Annotated in this window: 20 protein-coding genes and 1 tRNA gene; 14 read left to right on the plus strand and 7 right to left on the minus strand. The window is 67.8% G+C overall.

Going from position 1 to position 15877, the window contains the following annotated elements:
- Window positions 1-2: 2 nt before the first annotated feature.
- Window positions 3-629, minus strand: a complete 627-nt coding sequence (locus IEY88_RS10680; RefSeq protein WP_229693241.1) for a TetR/AcrR family transcriptional regulator — start codon at window positions 627-629, stop codon at window positions 3-5.
- A gap of 113 nt (window positions 630-742) precedes the next feature.
- Here IEY88_RS10680 and IEY88_RS10685 point away from each other — a divergent pair, with 113 nt between their 5' ends.
- The 3 genes from IEY88_RS10685 to IEY88_RS10695 are packed head-to-tail and all read left to right on the plus strand — an operon-like array spanning window position 743 to window position 2837.
- Window positions 743-1792 (plus strand): medium chain dehydrogenase/reductase family protein, encoded by a 1050-nt coding sequence (locus tag IEY88_RS10685; protein WP_189154435.1) that lies wholly within the window; start codon window positions 743-745, stop codon window positions 1790-1792.
- On the plus strand, window positions 1789-2265 hold the full coding sequence (locus IEY88_RS10690; RefSeq protein WP_189154436.1) for a TetR/AcrR family transcriptional regulator: 477 nt from the start codon (window positions 1789-1791) through the stop codon (window positions 2263-2265). The genes IEY88_RS10685 and IEY88_RS10690 overlap by 4 nt, the downstream gene beginning before the upstream one ends.
- The gene (locus tag IEY88_RS10695; protein ID WP_189154437.1) at window positions 2262-2837 is read left to right on the plus strand and encodes an ABC transporter permease; all 576 of its coding nucleotides are present in this window, start codon (window positions 2262-2264) and stop codon (window positions 2835-2837) included. The genes IEY88_RS10690 and IEY88_RS10695 overlap by 4 nt, the downstream gene beginning before the upstream one ends.
- 5 nt (window positions 2838-2842) lie before the next feature.
- Here IEY88_RS10695 and IEY88_RS10700 read toward each other — a convergent pair whose 3' ends face one another.
- Window positions 2843-3178, minus strand: coding sequence for a nitroreductase/quinone reductase family protein (locus IEY88_RS10700; protein WP_189154438.1), 336 nt, complete (start codon window positions 3176-3178; stop codon window positions 2843-2845).
- A gap of 60 nt (window positions 3179-3238) precedes the next feature.
- On the opposite strand from IEY88_RS10700, the gene IEY88_RS10705 reads away from it, so the two are divergent.
- Window positions 3239-3853, plus strand: coding sequence for a TetR/AcrR family transcriptional regulator (locus tag IEY88_RS10705; RefSeq protein WP_229693242.1), 615 nt, complete (start codon window positions 3239-3241; stop codon window positions 3851-3853).
- On the opposite strand, the gene IEY88_RS10710 is transcribed toward IEY88_RS10705, so the two are convergent.
- The 3 genes from IEY88_RS10710 to IEY88_RS10720 all read right to left on the minus strand — a co-directional run bounded on the left by IEY88_RS10710 (window position 3850) and on the right by IEY88_RS10720 (window position 4774).
- The gene (locus IEY88_RS10710) at window positions 3850-4110 is read right to left on the minus strand and encodes a metallothionein (RefSeq protein WP_030478439.1); all 261 of its coding nucleotides are present in this window, start codon (window positions 4108-4110) and stop codon (window positions 3850-3852) included. The genes IEY88_RS10705 and IEY88_RS10710 overlap by 4 nt on opposite strands.
- Before the next feature lie 20 nt (window positions 4111-4130).
- Entirely contained in the window at window positions 4131-4502 is a 372-nt protein-coding gene (locus IEY88_RS10715; RefSeq protein WP_189154439.1) for an MmcQ/YjbR family DNA-binding protein, read from the minus strand.
- Window positions 4503-4699: 197 nt separating this feature from the next.
- Window positions 4700-4774, minus strand: a tRNA-Trp gene (locus IEY88_RS10720).
- Between the two features lie 106 nt (window positions 4775-4880).
- Here IEY88_RS10720 and IEY88_RS10725 point away from each other — a divergent pair.
- The 10 genes from IEY88_RS10725 (at window position 4881) to IEY88_RS10770 (ending at window position 13988) form a co-directional block, all read left to right on the plus strand.
- The gene (locus tag IEY88_RS10725) at window positions 4881-5996 is read left to right on the plus strand and encodes a J domain-containing protein (RefSeq protein WP_189154440.1); all 1116 of its coding nucleotides are present in this window, start codon (window positions 4881-4883) and stop codon (window positions 5994-5996) included.
- Between the two features lie 357 nt (window positions 5997-6353).
- A complete protein-coding gene (locus IEY88_RS10730; protein WP_189154441.1) occupies window positions 6354-7511 on the plus strand; it encodes a toll/interleukin-1 receptor domain-containing protein in 1158 nt (385 codons plus the stop codon).
- Window positions 7512-7545: 34 nt separating this feature from the next.
- Window positions 7546-8112, plus strand: coding sequence for an HhH-GPD-type base excision DNA repair protein (locus IEY88_RS10735; protein ID WP_189154442.1), 567 nt, complete (start codon window positions 7546-7548; stop codon window positions 8110-8112).
- Window positions 8113-8221: 109 nt separating this feature from the next.
- On the plus strand, window positions 8222-9127 hold the full coding sequence (locus IEY88_RS10740; protein WP_229693243.1) for an esterase-like activity of phytase family protein: 906 nt from the start codon (window positions 8222-8224) through the stop codon (window positions 9125-9127).
- Window positions 9128-9165: 38 nt separating this feature from the next.
- On the plus strand, window positions 9166-10539 hold the full coding sequence (locus IEY88_RS10745; RefSeq protein WP_189154443.1) for a serine/threonine-protein kinase: 1374 nt from the start codon (window positions 9166-9168) through the stop codon (window positions 10537-10539).
- A gap of 297 nt (window positions 10540-10836) precedes the next feature.
- Window positions 10837-11547 (plus strand): ABC transporter permease, encoded by a 711-nt coding sequence (locus tag IEY88_RS10750; protein WP_229693244.1) that lies wholly within the window; start codon window positions 10837-10839, stop codon window positions 11545-11547.
- Window positions 11540-12337: an ABC transporter permease gene (locus IEY88_RS10755; protein ID WP_189154445.1), complete on the plus strand. Its 798-nt coding sequence runs from the start codon at window positions 11540-11542 to the stop codon at window positions 12335-12337. The genes IEY88_RS10750 and IEY88_RS10755 overlap by 8 nt, the downstream gene beginning before the upstream one ends.
- Complete coding sequence (locus IEY88_RS10760; RefSeq protein ID WP_189154446.1) at window positions 12334-13305, plus strand: ABC transporter ATP-binding protein; 972 nt, start codon at window positions 12334-12336, stop codon at window positions 13303-13305. The genes IEY88_RS10755 and IEY88_RS10760 overlap by 4 nt, the downstream gene beginning before the upstream one ends.
- A gap of 45 nt (window positions 13306-13350) precedes the next feature.
- Window positions 13351-13698 (plus strand): DUF8711 family protein, encoded by a 348-nt coding sequence (locus tag IEY88_RS10765; protein ID WP_189154447.1) that lies wholly within the window; start codon window positions 13351-13353, stop codon window positions 13696-13698.
- 98 nt (window positions 13699-13796) lie between these two features.
- Window positions 13797-13988 carry a DUF1918 domain-containing protein gene (locus IEY88_RS10770; protein WP_189154448.1) on the plus strand — a complete coding sequence of 64 codons (192 nt, stop codon included), beginning with the start codon at window positions 13797-13799 and terminating at the stop codon, window positions 13986-13988.
- On the opposite strand, the gene IEY88_RS10775 is transcribed toward IEY88_RS10770, so the two are convergent.
- Together IEY88_RS10775 and IEY88_RS10780 are read right to left on the minus strand one after the other, a co-directional pair.
- Window positions 13985-14797: an inositol monophosphatase family protein gene (locus IEY88_RS10775; protein ID WP_189154449.1), complete on the minus strand. Its 813-nt coding sequence runs from the start codon at window positions 14795-14797 to the stop codon at window positions 13985-13987. The two genes, IEY88_RS10770 and IEY88_RS10775, sit on opposite strands and share 4 nt — an antisense overlap.
- 41 nt (window positions 14798-14838) lie before the next feature.
- Window positions 14839-15819 (minus strand): malate dehydrogenase, encoded by a 981-nt coding sequence (locus IEY88_RS10780; protein ID WP_189154450.1) that lies wholly within the window; start codon window positions 15817-15819, stop codon window positions 14839-14841.
- Between the last annotated feature and the right edge of the window lie 58 nt (window positions 15820-15877).

Consider the following 15877-nt stretch of genomic DNA (forward strand, 5'->3'; position numbering starts at 1 on the left):
AGTCACTTGAGGTGCGCGAGTGCCGTGATCAGCCGGTCCCCGACGTCGGCCGGTCCGGGCATCTTGCGCACCACGGCCCGCTGGTGCGCGAGGCCGTGCAACCCCAGCCACAACGCCACCGCGTCGCCGTAGAGGTCGTCGCTGGCGTGCGCGATCCCCTCGTCGACGCACACGCCGAGCACCTCGACCAGCAGCGTGAACGCCTCCACGCCCAGTGAGTCGAGGTCGGCGTCGGTGATCGAGGTGTCCTCGACCGACGGCGTCCAGAGGCCGCCGAACATGATCCGGTAGCGCTGCGGGTGCGCCTGGGCGAAGTCCAGATATCCGTTGCACACCGCGAAAAGCCTCGCTCGCGCGCCACCGGCCGCGTTGTCGTCGGCCTCGCGCAGGGTGGCGGTGAGCGCGTCCATCTCCCGCTGCACCACGGCCAGCATGATCGACGGCTGGTCCGCGAAGTGCGGGTAGATCGACGGCGCCGCGATCCCCGCCTTCCGCGCGACCGAGCGCAGCGTGACCGCGCGTTCGTCGCCGCCTTCGTCCAGGAGCGCGAGCGCCGCCGCGATGATCTCGTCCCGCAGTTTCCCGCCCTCGCCCCGGCGGTTGCGCCTGCGCGGTTCCGTGTTCGTCACGGCCGTAACCATACACCTGAAAGTTTATGGGTGTTAGGCCTTGCGCTCTCAGACTTACGGGCGTTAGCTTATGTCCGTAAGCACAACTGGCAGACACACCGAGGAGCCCCGCGATGAACGCCACGACCGCCACCACCCGCGCCACCGAGATCGTCCTGCCGGGTGTCGTCGAGCCCGACGGCCTGCACGTCCAGGTCCGCGACCTGCCGGCGCCGGCCGAGGGCCAGGTCGTCCTGCGCATGGAGGCGACCGGCGTCTCGTTCGCCGAGCAGCAGATGCGCCTGGGCAAGTACTACGACCAGCCCGCGTTCCCCTTCGTGCCCGGTTACGACGTCGTCGGCACGGTGGTCGGGATCGGCCCCGGCGTGGACCGCGACCTGCGCGGACACCGGTTCGCCGTGGTCACCAAGATCGGCGGGTGGGCCAGCCACCTGATCGTCGAGGCGGCCGACCTGGTGCCCGTGCCGGACGGCGTGGACTCCGCCGCCGCCGAGACCGTCGCCGTCAACGGCGTCACGGCGTGGCAGATGATGTACCGGACCGCGAAGGTCGAGCGCGGCGACACGATCGTCGTGCTCGGCGCGAACGGCGGCGTCGGCTCGACGCTGGTCCAGCTCGCCCGCCACGCCGGCATCAAGGTCATCGGCACGGCGTCGGAACGTCACCACGACGCGGTGCGCGAACTCGGCGCCATCCCCGTCGACTACCGCGACCCGAACATGTACGACCGCATCCGCGAGCTGGCGCCCGAAGGCGTGGACGCCGTGTTCGACCACGTCGGCGGCCCCGGCGTGCACGAGTCCTGGAAGCTGGTCCGCCGCGGCGGCGCGCTGGTCAACTACGGCTCGGCCGCGACGAAGGACGAGCAGGGCAACGCGATGCTGCCGGTGCTCAAGAACTTCGGCCAGCTCGCGCTGTGGAACCTGCTGCCCAACGGCAAGCGCGCGGGCTTCTACAACTTCTGGGCCGGCAAGCGTTTCCGCACGGCCGCGTTCCGCGCGCGTCTGGCCGAGGACCTCACGCAGGTGTTGAGGCTGGTCGAGGCCGGTGCGCTCAAGCCGCAGATCGCCGCACGCATCCCGTTGTCCGAGGCGGGTGCCGCGCTGGCGCTGGCCGAGTCGCGCACGGTGCTGGGCAAGGTCGTCATCGTCCCGGAGCCGTGAGCAGGCCGGGCTGCCGCCAGGCGATCGTGGCGGCGGCGACCGCCCTGGTCGACTCCGACCACGCCGTGACGCTGCGAGCGGTGTCCCGCGCGGCGGACGTGCCCACTTCTGCGATCTACCAGCACTTCCCCGATCCGACAGCGATCTTGCTGGCCGTGTGCCACGAGGCGTTCGACGAGCTCGAAGCCGCCGTTCTCGGCGCACCCGACGCCTACTCCGCAGGCCTCGCCTACCTCGACTTCGCCGTCCTGCACCCCCGCCGCTACCGCGTGATGTTCGGTGCGGCCGATCTCTCCTCGCAGGCGCTGCGGCTGTTCACCCGGGTCCTTCCGGATCCCGGCCGCGCGCTGACGTTCTGGCTGGGTCTGCACGGCCTCGCCGACCAGCGCGCCTCGATCCGCCGCTCGCCCCAGTTCACCGTCATCGCACCGCGCCTGATCACCTCACTCGTCTCCCAGGAGTCCTCATCATGAACGCCACCGCTGTCCGCGCCACCACCGTCGCGTCCACCGAGGTCGACAACCGCGCCGCCTACCTGGGCTTCGCGTTCGCCTACGTCTTCGGCCACGGCGCCGCGCTGCTGTCCAGGTCCGGCACGGTGGTGATGCCGGCCTGGCTGCCGATCGCGCTGCTCGCGTTCGGACTCATCGCCGGCACGGTCTTCGCCATGTCCGCGTCGCTGCGTGCCCAGAAAACCGCATCGGAGGCCCGGCGACGAGCCGAGAAGCTGGTCGGGACGGCCTGGATCACCGGGTTCGCCGCCCTCGCGTTGGCGGTCACGGGCCTGAGCACGGTGTTCGACAAGCCGGAGCTGCAGACCGTGCTGTGGCCCGCCGGCTCGACCATCGTCGTCGGCCTGATCTACATCGCCGAGGGCGCGATCCGCGGCAACGCCCTGCACTACAACCTGGGCACCTGGCTGATGCTGGTCGCCGCCGCGACGCTGTTCGTGCCGGGCGCCGGGTTCTTCGGCGTGCTGGCCGTGCTGGGCGGCGGCGCCTACCTCGTGGCGGCGTTCCTGGAGCGCCGACGCCTTGCCGCGTAAGGCGTCTACAGCTGCACTCGCACCGTGACACGACCCTTGTCGTCACGGTGCGATGTCGCGTGTCCGGTCCGTTCAGCGCCATCGAGTTCGAGGGTGAGCGGGCCGCCCTCGCCGTTGAAGTTGCGCCACCACGTCTTCGCGTCCGGCATCATCACGCGGATCTCGACGACGTCACCTTTGCGTTGGTAGCCAACGGGTGTGCTGAACGTGCGACCCGACTTGCGGCCCGTGTACGTCACGACGGTGAGCCCCTTGCGCACGAGCTTGCCGACGAGCGGCGCGTTGCGCAGTCCGACGATCCACCTGTTGACCGTGCGCACAGCAGGTCCCTGAACTCTCATGCTTTTCACCGTAGCCTGGTAAGTGGAGACCCCCGTCCGCTTGGCGCGAAGTGAGAAGAAGTGACTGCCGAACCGTCTCAGATGCGAGCCGACGCGAAAGAGAACCGCGCACGGGTGCTGACCGTCGCACGGGAACTGTTCGCCGAGCGCGGCCTCGAGGTGCCGATGGCCGCGATCGCGCGCCGGGCCGGCGTGGGCGTCGCGACGCTGTACCGGCGCTTCCCCACCAAGGAATCGCTGGTGGCCGAGGCCTTCACCGAGCAGTTCGCCGTGTGCCAGGCCTTCATCGACGAGGCGCTGAAGGACCCCGACCCGTGGCGCGGGTTCTGCACGGTGATCGAGAAGGTGTGCCGGCTCCAGGCGTGCGACCGCGGGTTCACCGCCGCGTTCACGGCGTCGTTCCCCGACCTGCACACCGAGGTGCGCGACCGGACCTGGCAGGACTTCGGCGCGTTGGTGCGGCGGGCGAAGGACAGCGGGCAGCTGCGGGCCGACTTCTCGCCGCACGACCTGACGCTGGTGCTCATCGCCAACGGCGGCCTGTCCAGCCTGCCCGTGGAGATCGCGACGGCCGCCTCCCAGCGCCTGGTCGCGTACCTGCTGGAGTCGTTCCGGGCGGGCACGGACGTGCTGCCGCCGCCCGTGCCGGTCAGCCTCGACCTCGTGCTCGGTTAGCCGGGATGCGCGCCGACGGTGTCGCGGATCATCGCGCCCAGGTCGGCCGATCCCATCCGCGCGCAGTGGGCGCAGCAGAAGAACTTGCCCTCCACCTCCACGCCGTGCCCGATCACGCGGCAGTCGCAGTGCTCGCAGCGCGGCGCGAGCCGTTGGATCGCGCACTCGAAGCTGTCGAACGTGTGCACACCACCGCCGACGGTGCGCACCTCGAAGGCCATCCAGTACTCGTTGCCACAGACGTCACAGGTCGCCATGCGCGGAAGACTGCGGCAGGTCAGTCGGGTCGGCAACTCGAAGCGTCGAGTTGCGCGACCAGCGCCTTCGGGGCGATCACCCGATAGGCGTCCTCGACGAGGTCGGCGACGACGTCCCAGTCGAGGGGCGCGTCCAGGTACACGCCGAGCCAGCCGCGGTGGCCGACGTAGGGCGGGCGGAAGTACCGCTCCGGCGCCTGGGCGACGAGCGTCTGCTGCACGCCGGGGCCGGCCGCGCACCAGAACGCGCTGCGGTCGTCGTGGTGGTGGTCGGCGAGCGTCACGAAGGTCTTCTTGCCGCGCACGAACCAGGTCGGTTCGCCGTGGCTCAGTCGTTCGGTCACCTCTGGCAGTGCCAGGCAGAGGCTGCGCAGGTGTTCGAGTGCGTCCACCCGGACATCCTGCGCCTTGCGGGCCGTTTTATCAGCCGATGCCTGCGTGCAGCCGGTTCTGCGACGTTACGTCCTCTGTGGACGGTACGGCGAACAAGACAGTGCTGGAACTCGGTTTCTACCGCACTGGACGTGCGGATGTTCTCCACGTGGTGGTTGCCGCCGTTGGGAAGGAGGGAGTGCGGGAGTGTGCTGAGCGGGACCGGCCGGATTCGAACCGGCGTTCTCCCTCCCCTGGAGGAGGGCGCGTCAACCACTGCGCTACAGGCCCCATCGCCACCGCACCACTCACACTAGTCGGCGAACTCCGGGCCGTATGCCCTGCGAAAGTGTTGGACCCAATAAGGTTCACGGACCAACCCCGAACTGGACGGTGTCGTGCCAGGGATCGACTACTACGAGTTGCTCGGTGTCGACCGGGGCGCCAGCGCCTCGGAGATCAAGTCGGCCTACCGCTCTCTCGCCAAGGTCATGCACCCCGACGCGGGTGGGACGTCTGGCGGCTTCCGCCTGCTCCAGGAGGCCTACGAGACGCTGAAGGACCCGGTCCGGCGCCGCGACTACGACCGCCCCGCCCCGGCGGCACCGGCGTTCGTGCGACCGCCGACACGGCCGCGACCTCGTAGAACAGGCCACACGGGCCGCCTGCGCGACTTCGGCGACGACCCGAACTACATGGCGCCGCGCCCCCGCGTCGACCTCGGTTCGATGGAGTGGTGGCACCGCATCGACCTCGGCGCGCGCGTCCGCTACGTCCCCGCGACAGGCCTCGGCCACGCCCCCGCGGCCGCCGCGATCGGCGGGTGGTTCGTCCTCCTCGTCCCGTTGACGATGACGCTCTCACCACTGCTGCTCGCCATCTGGCTACCGCTCGTGGCAGCCGCCGGTTACGGCGCGTTCCGACTGGTGCGCCGCTACCTGACGGTCGCGAGGGCCGAACGGGCGTTCGCGGGCGAGTACGACGGGAACACGATTTTCGGCCGTCCGGGTGAAAACAGACGCGAACGGCTGACCGCCGGATTGCTCACGGAGTACATGACCCAACTACCGGGCGTGCGCATCTTCCACGGCCTCGCCTGGCCGGGCTCGGTCTTCACCGACGTCGACCACGCCCTGCTCTGCGGCCGCCGCCTGGTCCTCATCGAGTCGAAGTCGTGGCTGCCCGGCCACTACTACTGCGACGAGGACGGCGAACTCTGGCGCAACGGCCACCCGTTCCGCGGCGGCGGCTCCCAACTGGTCGAGAGCGTCGAACGCTTCGCAGAACTCCTGCCGTGGCTCGAGATCCGCGGCGCCCTGCTCGTCTACCCGAGCCGCGCCGGCGAGGTCACGTGCGACGACGACCTCGACTTCGAGGTACCGCCGATGACCCCCGAACAGTTCGTCAGCGAGATCGGCGACTGGCTCGCCGACGACCCGGCCACCGTCGACCGCGAGGCGTTGCGCCTTCTCGTGCGCCAGGTCGTCTCGGAAGTCCGCGTGGCCGGGGCCTGACTCGTTCATCCTCCACGAGTGACCGGTCTTGTTCCGCAACGAGGCCACCGGCAAGCGCCTCGGCACCGATCTCTGCAGCGCCGGACTCCTGCCGTAGGACTGCCTCAGCAACGCACCATGACGTACCTCTCGCCATGGCCCGTACTGCGCCTCGCGCAGCACCCCGACGCGGACGCACTCTTCGCGTCGGACATGTTCGCCTTGGATACGTGCCTTGTGATGACCATCATGGCCGTCCGCAGAGCTAGCCCTCTCGTCCACTACCCAGCTAGCCCATTCGGGTGGTCCTTCCCTCAATGCGCAACAAGGGCGACCTTGACGCCGACGTCAGTGACATCTCCCGAAAGGAATGGTCATATGGCGCCCATCTGCGGCTTTTGGTCGTACGCACATGCCGACGACACAGCCGAGAACGGTCGAATCGCACAGCTTGCCAGAGACGTCGTTGCACAATATGAAATGATCACCGGCGACTCCATCGACCTATTCCTCGATCGGGACAACCTAGAGTGGGGAGACGAATGGAAGCAAAAGATCGACTCCACCCTCTCCTCGGTCGCGTTCTTTATTGCAATCCTGACTCCTCGATACTTTCAAAGCAAAGAGTGCAGAAGGGAGCTCGACTTCTTCGCCAGGCGAGCAACAGATCTCGGCGTCAAAGATCTCGTACTACCGATTCTTTACGTGGACATTGCCGCCTTTCGAGAGGACACGCCAGTCGACCCATACATCAGTATGGCGAGATCATTTCAATGGGAAGACTGGACCGATCTGCGATTCGCCGCAGCGGACTCGCCAGAATACAGAAGGACGGTCGCAAACCTGGCGGCAAGACTCGCTGACGCTAACAGCGCCGCAGAAGCGACGACCCCGACCGTCAGCCCGAATGATACAGACACAGATGATGACGACGCACCTGGCTTTGTCGATCTAGTGGCGATGGCCGAAGAGGCACTGCCGCGATGGACTGCCAACCTCACTTCCATCGGGGATAATATAACCCTAGTTTCCGAAGCAATGAACAAGGCAAAAGAAAAAATCGAAGAAGGAAACCAGCAAGGCCGTGGAATGGCCGCGCGAATCGCTGTTTTCCAGGAGCTCGCAGAGGACATTGAATCCCCCACCGGCGATCTCGAGGTCCTTGGCGGACAATTCAGCAAGTTTCTTCAGGACGTCGACCGGGGCGTCAGTGCACTTCTCGAAAAGATCCCAGAAGAACTTAAATCAAACGACGTCACCGCCAGCGAGGTAGCGAGCTTCCTGCAATCAATGAAGTACCTAGCAGACAACAGCGAAGAAGGACTGGGCATGCTGGAGGTAATGGTTCAGAATATCGAGCCGGCAGAGAAGAATTCACGCAGCCTACGTCGGCCGCTACGAAACCTTCGCAAGGCACTCACACTAATTGCTGACGGCCGCGAGGTAATGCGAATGTGGCTGAAGAAGATCGAAACGATCAAGAACGACTTCCCCGCCGTCGCAGCACTCATGGAAGACCCTGCTCCGCACGGCTGAGCCGCCAGCCACGCTGCATGTCAGGATTGCCGCCATGACCCGCACGGTGTGCCTCGCGCAGAACCCCGACGCGGACGCACTCCTCGCGTCGGACATGTTCGCCCTGCTCACAGGGATGTTGCTAGACCAACAGATCCCCATGGAGAAGGCGTTCTCCGGCCCGAAGGTGCTCGCCGACCGCATGGGCGGCCTGGACGTGCACCGCATCGCCGACGCCGACCCTGAGGCCTTCGCCGCGATCATGGCCACGCCGCCTGCCGTGCACCGGTTCCCCGGCAGCATGGCCAAGCGGGTGCAGGCGATGGCGCGGTTCGTCGTCGAGAACTACGACGGGGACGTCACGCGGATCTGGGCGGACGGGGACGGGGCCGCGGTGTTCAAGCGGCTCAAGGCACTGCCGGGGTTCGGGGACCAGAAGGCCAAGATCTTCCTTGCACTTCTGGGCAAGCAGTTCGGCGTCCGGCCCGAGGGGTGGCGGGCGGCGGCTGGGCACTACGGGGACGAAGGAAGCCGACGTAGCGTCGCTGACGTGCGGGACCAGGTGTCGTTGCTGGAGGTCCGCGACTTCAAGAAGGCCGCGAAGGCCGCCGCCAAGGAGTAGCACGACTGTTCGTCGTCTGGTGCACTGGACGTCCGCCGCCAGCCTGCACGAGGTGTGACCTCGCCTCGTGAGAGAAGGGGCGTCTGCGTTGCGCATCAAGGTGATCGGCGTGTTCACGGTTCTCGTGCTTGGTCTGGCGGGTTCGCCCGCGGAGGCTGCCTCGTCGTGGCCGGGTGACTCCGCCACGAAGTACGCGGACGGGACGAACGTCTTCGGCAAGAACCTCAGCGGGTTGTCGTTCGAGAGCCCGAACGTCGTGTGGGCGGTGAAGAACGGGCCCTCGACGCTGTACCGGCTCGTGCCCAGCGGGAGCACGTGGAAGGTCGACCAGAAGCGGGCGCTCGAGTTCGCGGACGGGTCGGGTGATCCTGATGCCGAAGGGGTCGTGAGCACGCCGGACGGGCTCTTCGTCGTTGTCGAGCGCGACAACGACGACGGTGACGTGAGCAGGCCGATGATCCTCAGGTACGGCAGCGGCAGCAACGCGGTCGGCGAGTGGGAACTCGGCGGCATGCCCGCGGTCGACCCCAACGACGGGCCCGAGGCGATCTCCTGGGTGCCTGACTCATACCTCACGCGGAACGGCTTCAAGGACGACAGCGGCAAGACCTACGACCCCGCTGCCTACCCCGGTCACGGCACCGGGCTGTTCTTCGTCGGGCTGGAGGCGACCGGTGAGGTGTACGTGTACGCCTTGCAGGGCTCGAACGCGAAGCTGCTCAGCAAGTTCGCGAGCGGGCAGAGCCAGGTGATGGAACTGGAGTTCGACGGCGCCAAGCTGTGGAGCACCTGCGACAACCACTGCGGCGGCCGCACGACGACGCTGGCCATCAGCAGTGGGAAGTTCAGGGCCACGGCAACGTACAACCGGCCGTCGTCGTTGCCGAACGTGAACCTCGAAGGCTTTGCGATCTCGCCGACGTGCGTCAACGGCAAGAAGGCCGTGTTGTGGGCGGACGACGACAACACGAGCAGTCACGCGCTGAGGAGCGGCACACTGAACTGCTCGGCCTAGGCCGGGGATTGTCGGGGTGCGGAACTAAGCTGCGCCGCGTGACCGCACCCCACATTCCCGGCCTGACCGAACTGAGACCGTTGGGCGCGGGCGGGTTCGCCACCGTCTACACCGCCCACCAGCCCCAACTCGGCCGGGACGTCGCCGTCAAGATCGACAACCGGGTGCTCGCCGACGAACGCGACCGGCGGCGGTTCCTGCGCGAGGCGCAGGCGGCGGCCAAGCTGTCGGGTCATCCGCACATCATCGGGATCCACGACGCGGACATCACCGTCAGCGGCACGCCGTACATCGTCATGGAGCTGTGCACGGGCGGGTCGCTCGCCGACCAGCTCGACCGGCAGGGGTCGTTGCACCCCGACCAGGTGCGGGACCTCGGCATCAAGCTCGCGGACGCACTGGCCGCGGCACATCAGGCAGGCGTGCTGCACCGGGACATCAAGCCAGGCAACATCCTCGTCGACCGCTACGGGACGCCGAAGCTCGCCGACTTCGGGCTCGCGGCGCTGCTCGACGCGCAGGGCGGCAGCACGGTCACGCGTGACGCCCTGAGCCCCAGCTACGCGCCGCCCGAGGCGTTCGCGATGGCCGAGCCGACACCGCAGGCCGACGTCTACTCGCTCGCCGCGACGCTCTACACGTTGCTCGCGGGCAAGCCGCCGCGGCCGGTGCCGTGGCCGATCACGTCGTTCGACCAGCTCGGCGAGATCCTGCGCCGGCCCGTCATGGCGGTGCCGGGGGTGCCGGCCGCGATGCACGAGGCGCTGGCGCGGGCGCTGCACCCGGACGCGAACCTGCGCACGCCCAGCGCGGCGCAGCTGCGGGACGAGCTGGTCGACCCGATGCGCATGCCGACCGTGCCCGTCCCTCCCCCGCCCAGGCGCAAGGTGTGGCCGTTGGTCGCGGCCGCGGCCGGAGTGGTGGCGCTCGTGGTGGGCCTGGTCGTGTGGAACTCGTTCGGGGAGAAGCAGCAGACGACCGCTCAGGGGCCTGGCGCGGCGACGACGCAGCCGGTCGGCGCCGAGGAGGCGCCGCCGTTCCTGAAGAAGTGCGACGACAAGTTCTGCATCGACAAGTCGACCTGCTTCCGCGGGATCAACAACTTCGGTGGCAAGCCGTCCACGGCGCGGAAGGTGGGCAGCTGCGCGGACGAGCACTTCTGGGAGGCGTTCGGAGGTGGCTGGCTCTCCGGGGAGATCCCGGCGGTCTCGTCGGACGAACTGCTGAGCTCCGCCGAGGTGAAGGGCGTCTGCACGCCTGAGTTGATGAAGGCGAACACCCGGCCGTCCGTCGACACCACCGGCTGGGACATGACCGCCGTCGGGTACGCGGACGGCAGTCGCAACTACTTCCTGTGCTTCGGCTCCGAACCCGGTGCGGGCGAAGTGGTGACCAGCGCGTTCGGTAGCTGACCAGGATCCCTCCACCACACGTCCTGGGGGGACCATGCTCGGCGGGCGGCAACTGGGAGGCGATTCCCGGACTGGCCGGGTGTCCCGGCGGCTTCGGCGACACCACGGCCCACCCCGGTGAGGGCCCGGTGCCCTTCACCTGGCAGCTCCCCGGTCCCGACCGCGAGTCCAAGGTCTCCCTCGACTGAAATCCACTTGCGACGGTCACTAACGTAGATCGACGTGCGTGTTCACGCCGATTTGATCATTGCTGGATTCCGAAGGTACTCGACCTACCGACAAGCGATGCTGGCCGGAATGACCACGAACGTGGTCTTCGGCCTGCTGCGGGTCGCCGTCCTCGTCGCCGCGCTCAAGGCGGCGAACGGCGAGATCGCGGACTACGACATCGCTGCCGCCAACACGTACGTCTGGATCGGGCAGGGGCTGCTCGGGTTCGTCCTGTTGTGGGGAACCAACGAGCTCGCCGAGCGCGTGCGATCCGGTGACGTAGTAGTAGATCTCTATCGGCCGTGGAACCTGCAGGGCGCCCTTCTCGCGGAAGACGTCGGCAGGGGCGGTTACGCGTTCCTGACCCGGCTCGCCCCGCCGATGGCGTTCGGCATGCTGCTGTTCCCGTTCCAGTTCCCCGCCACCGCGGCGCAGTGGCCGTTGTTCCTGGTCAGTGGGCTCCTCGCGCTCGTGATCAGCTTCGGCTTCCGGTTCCTGATCGACATCAGCTCGTTCTGGCTGATCGACAACCGGGGGCTGTACGGGTTCTGGAACATCTCGTCCGGCCTGCTGTGCGGGCTGACGGTACCCATCGCGTTCTTCCCCGGGTGGGCGCGCGAGGTGCTGTGGCTGACGCCGTTCCCGGCGGTGCTGCAGGCGCCGATCGACGTGTTCCTCGGGCACGGCGACCCGGTGGAACTCCTGCTGCTGCAGGCTTTCTGGGCCGTGGTCGTCCTCGCGATCGGCCACTTCACGCTGCAACGCGCCGTGCGGAAGGTGGTGCTGCAGGGTGGCTGAGTTCATCTACCCGAAGCTCATCGGCGCGCGTCTGAGGAGCCAGCTGTCGTACCGCGCGTCGTTCGCGATGGACTTCGTGACGCAGGTGCTGGCCCAGGGGTACGAGCTGATCGTCATCCTGATCCTCTTCACCCAGATCAACGCGCTCGGCGGCTTCTCGAAGAACGAGGTGCTGCTGATGTACGCGTTCGCGGGGGCCGCGTTCGGCGTCGCCGACCTGTTCGCCGGGCAGCTCGACAACCTGCCGACCTACATCCGCACGGGCAGCTTCGACGTGCTGCTGATGCGGCCGCTCGGCACGTTGCCGCAGATCATGTGCTCCGACATCCGGCTGCGGAGGATCGGGCGGATCACCGGCGCCCTGGCGGTGATGATCTACGCGCTGACGCACGTGGAGATCGCCTGGACGCCGGCGAAGGTCGTGCTGACGATCGTGACGCCGCTGGCCGGCGCGGTCATCTACAGCGCGGTCTGGGTGGTGGCGTGCTCGATCTGCTTCTGGATCGTCGAGGGACGCGAGTTCGCCAACGCGGTCACCTACGGCAGCAACGCCTTCACGTCGTACCCGATCAACGTCTACTCGCGGCCGTTGCGCTGGCTGATGGCGTTCATCGTGCCGGGTGCGTTCGTCGCGTACTACCCGAGCCTCGCGCTGCTCGGGAAGCAGGATCCGCTCGGCCTGCCTGGCTGGGTCGGCTGGACATCACCGCTCGTCGCGGCGCTGGCGGCGGTCGTCGCCGGGTTCGTGTGGCGGTTCGCGGTCAGGCACTACCGGGGAACGGGATCATGATCGAGGTCAGGGAGCTCCGCAGGGAGTTCAAGGTCGCCACGTCCAAAGGCTTGCGGCGCAACTACAAGACCGTCACGGCGGTCGACGGCGTCACGTTCGGCGTGCAGGCCGGTGAGGCCGTCGGGTACGTCGGGCCGAACGGCGCCGGCAAGTCCACGACGATCAAGATGCTGACCGGGATCCTGGTGCCGACCAGCGGCGACATCAAGGTGAACGGCGTCGACCCGTCGAAGCAGCGGCGCGATCTCGCGAAACGCATCGGCGTCGTGTTCGGCCAGCGCAGCCAGCTCTGGTGGGACCTGCCGCTCAAGGACAGCTTCGACCTCCTCAGGTCCATCTACCGCGTGTCGGCGGAGGACTACCGGCGGCGGCTCGACGAGTGCGTCGAACTCCTTGGCCTGCAGGAGCTTCTGATCACCCCGGTGCGGCAGCTCTCGCTGGGGCAACGGATGCGGGGCGAGATCACCGCCGCTCTCCTGCACGCGCCGGAACTGCTGGTGCTGGACGAGCCGACGATCGGCCTGGACCTGGAGTCGAAGGAACGCCTCAGGGAGTTCCTCGCGGACATCAACACCCGCCGCGGCACCACCCTCCTGCTCACCACGCACGACCTGGACGACATCGAACGGCTCTGCCCGCGGCTGATGGTGATCGACCACGGCCGGGTGCTCGCCGACGGCCCGCTGGAGGAGCTGCGCGCCGAGGTCACCCCGGACCGCGAGCTCGTCATCGACCTCAGGGAACCCGGCCCCGCACCGGACGTCCCAGGAGTGACGGCGGTGCGCAGCGAGGCCAGCGGGTTGCGCCACCACCTCACGTTCAGGAGGGCGGAGACGACGGCGGCTCAGTTGATCACTCGGGTGGTGCAGCAGGTCGAGGTGCACGACCTCGCCGTGGTGGAGCCGGAAATCGACGACGTCATCCGAAAGCTCTACCAACGCCAACCCGGTCTGAACATCGATCGGTAGAGTCATGAGTAACTGAAACGGACACTTCGGGCACAAGGAGAGCGAATGCGCCTAGTTGGACCGCTTGCCGCGGCTGTCATCGCGCTGGGCAGCTTGACGGCATGCGACACGATCCAGGGCGTCAGCGACACCGCGGACAAGGTGAAGCTGTGCGCCGACGCGATCTCGCTCGTGGGTTTCTCGCCGGACATGAGCGACCCGCAGAAGGCCCTGGAGGACACCCAGGCCAAGGCGAAGGAGCTCGAGACCCTCGCGAACTCCGCGCCGGACGAGCAGGTCAAGAAGGCTCTCGAAGAGGCCGCGAACGGCATGCAGAACGTCAACTCCGCGGCGGACTGGGTGACCCAGAAGGCCGACCTCGTCGCGAAGGTCTCCGCGGCCTGCGGTGGATGAGCACTAGAGCCCTGTTGCGCACCTCCGGTGGCGGCCTAGGCTTTGACGCGTCAATCGTGCCAAGGCCTCACGCCGCACACCGGAGGTGTTGCAGCACCATGCAAGCAACAGTGGGTGACAGGCTCCACGTCCACAGCCGCTCCATCGGACTCGAGGAGCGCCTGGGCGAGATCCTCGAAGTGCGCGGGAACGACGGGCATCCGCCGTACCTCGTCCGCTTCAACGACGGCCACGAAGGTCTGGTGTTCCCCGGACCCGACTGCGTCGTCGAGTCGCGCGGAAGCGTCTAACCCAGCACGGTCGCGATCAGCTCCTCGGCCAGCTGAGGAGTCGCTGCCGCCACGCCTGACCACCGGTGGGTCAGGTCGGGTTCGAACGTGAACGGCCGCCCGTGCAGGTCGAGCAGCACACCGCCCGCGGCCGGGACGGTGACCAGCGCCGTAGCGAGGTCCATGATCCGGTGCGTGTCGCTGCCTGGATCGATGAAGGCGTCGACCGTGCCCTCCGCGACCAGCATGGTCTCCAGGCAGGTCGTGCACAGCACACGAATGCGGTCGGCCTTGTTCGCGATGCGCAGCCACGCGTCCTGAGTGCCTGTCTTGGGGCGCATCAGACACACGGATGCGCCCTTCAACGTCGTGCGCCCGGTGGTGCGGAACGACGTCGGCACTCCTGCGTGCGCATGCCACGCACGGCCCGTGTCGAACCACGTCGTCAAGGCTTCTTTTGCCGTGCCGTCTTCGACGAGCGCACCGGCGAAGCACGAGAGAGGGACGCCGAACGCGGCGTTCGCGGACCCGTCGACCGGGTCGATGACGAGGGTGATCGAGGAGCCGTTGTCGACGAACCCGGCTTCTTCGGAGAGGAGGTTCACGCGACTGCGGTGGATCGACTCCAGGATCGCGTCCTCGACGATGCGGTCGACGCGCATCGTCGGTGTTCCGTCGGCGCCGTCCGCCACTTCTTCGCGGAGTTCGAGGCGCGTGTGCAGAGATCGGGCACGCCCGTACGCCGCCGACGCCGCGCGGGCGGCGTCGGCGAGCGCGGGGTGCACGTCATCGGAGAGCTGTGGCGCGGGGACGTCCCAGGGAATCAGCACGTCCCCAACACTGCCACGGGAAACTCAGATCAGTGCCCAGCTCAGATCAGGCCGAGGCCCTTGACCGCGTCGCGCTCCTCGACCAGCTCGGCGACCGAGGCGTCGATGCGGCCGCGCGAGAACTCGTCGATCTCCAGGCCCTGGATGATCTCGTACGAGCCACCCGAGGTGCGGACGGGGAACGAGGAGATGATGCCCTCGGGCACGCCGTACGAACCGTCCGATGGGATGGCCATCGAGGTCCACTCGGTGCCGTTGACCCAGTCGTAGATGTGGTCGATGGCGGCGTTCGCGGCCGAGGCGGCCGAGGACGCGCCACGGGCCTCGATGATCGCCGCACCGCGCTTCGCGACGGTCGGGATGAAGTCGTTCTCGAGCCACGCCTGGTCGTTCACGGCCTCGGCGGCGGTCTTGTCGCCGACCTTGGCGTGGAACAGGTCCGGGTACTGGGTGGCCGAGTGGTTGCCCCAGATCGTCATGTTCTGGATGTCCGTGACCGCGACGCCCAGCTTCTTGGCGAGCTGCGACAGGGCGCGGTTGTGGTCCAGGCGCGTCATCGCGGTGAAGCGCTCGCGCGGGACGTCCGGCGCGTGCTGCTGGGCGATGAGGGCGTTGGTGTTGGCCGGGTTGCCGACCACGAGGACCTTCACGTCGTCAGCGGCACCGGCGTTGATCGCCTCGCCCTGCGGCTTGAAGATGCCACCGTTGGCCTCGAGCAGGTCGCCGCGCTCCATGCCCTTGGTGCGGGGGCGGGCGCCGACGAGCAGGGCCACGTTCACGCCGTCGAACGCGGTCTTCGCGTCGTCGGTGATCGTGATGCCCTTGAGCAGCGGGAAGGCGCAGTCGTCGAGCTCCATCGCGGTGCCCTCGGCGGCCTTGAGCGCGGGGGTGATCTCCAGCAGCCGCAGGTTGACCGGGGTGTCCGGGCCGAGCAGGTGGCCGGAAGCGATGCGGAAGAGAAGTGCGTAGCCGATCTGGCCGGCTGCACCGGTGACAGTGACGTTCACGGGCGTGCGGGTCATGAGCCTTCCCGAATGACGATCGTCCTCGTTGACGTCGGGCAGGTCGCCCGGCGTCCCG

It is taken from the genome of Lentzea pudingi (assembly GCF_014646255.1).
GTDB lineage: Bacteria > Actinomycetota > Actinomycetes > Mycobacteriales > Pseudonocardiaceae > Lentzea > Lentzea pudingi.

Coding starts and splice junctions, on each gene's coding strand:
- IEY88_RS10685 (WP_189154435.1), top strand. CDS start 743: ATGAACGCCACGACCGCCACCACCCGCGCCACCGAGATCGTCCTGCCG.
- IEY88_RS10695 (WP_189154437.1), top strand. CDS start 2,262: ATGAACGCCACCGCTGTCCGCGCCACCACCGTCGCGTCCACCGAGGTC.
- IEY88_RS10700 (WP_189154438.1), bottom strand. CDS start 3,178: ATGAGAGTTCAGGGACCTGCTGTGCGCACGGTCAACAGGTGGATCGTC.
- IEY88_RS10710 (WP_030478439.1), bottom strand. CDS start 4,110: ATGGCGACCTGTGACGTCTGTGGCAACGAGTACTGGATGGCCTTCGAG.
- IEY88_RS10730 (WP_189154441.1), top strand. CDS start 6,354: ATGGCGCCCATCTGCGGCTTTTGGTCGTACGCACATGCCGACGACACA.
- IEY88_RS10735 (WP_189154442.1), top strand. CDS start 7,546: ATGACCCGCACGGTGTGCCTCGCGCAGAACCCCGACGCGGACGCACTC.
- IEY88_RS10750 (WP_229693244.1), top strand. CDS start 10,837: ATGACCACGAACGTGGTCTTCGGCCTGCTGCGGGTCGCCGTCCTCGTC.
- IEY88_RS10760 (WP_189154446.1), top strand. CDS start 12,334: ATGATCGAGGTCAGGGAGCTCCGCAGGGAGTTCAAGGTCGCCACGTCC.
- IEY88_RS10765 (WP_189154447.1), top strand. CDS start 13,351: ATGCGCCTAGTTGGACCGCTTGCCGCGGCTGTCATCGCGCTGGGCAGC.
- IEY88_RS10770 (WP_189154448.1), top strand. CDS start 13,797: ATGCAAGCAACAGTGGGTGACAGGCTCCACGTCCACAGCCGCTCCATC.
- IEY88_RS10780 (WP_189154450.1), bottom strand. CDS start 15,819: ATGACCCGCACGCCCGTGAACGTCACTGTCACCGGTGCAGCCGGCCAG.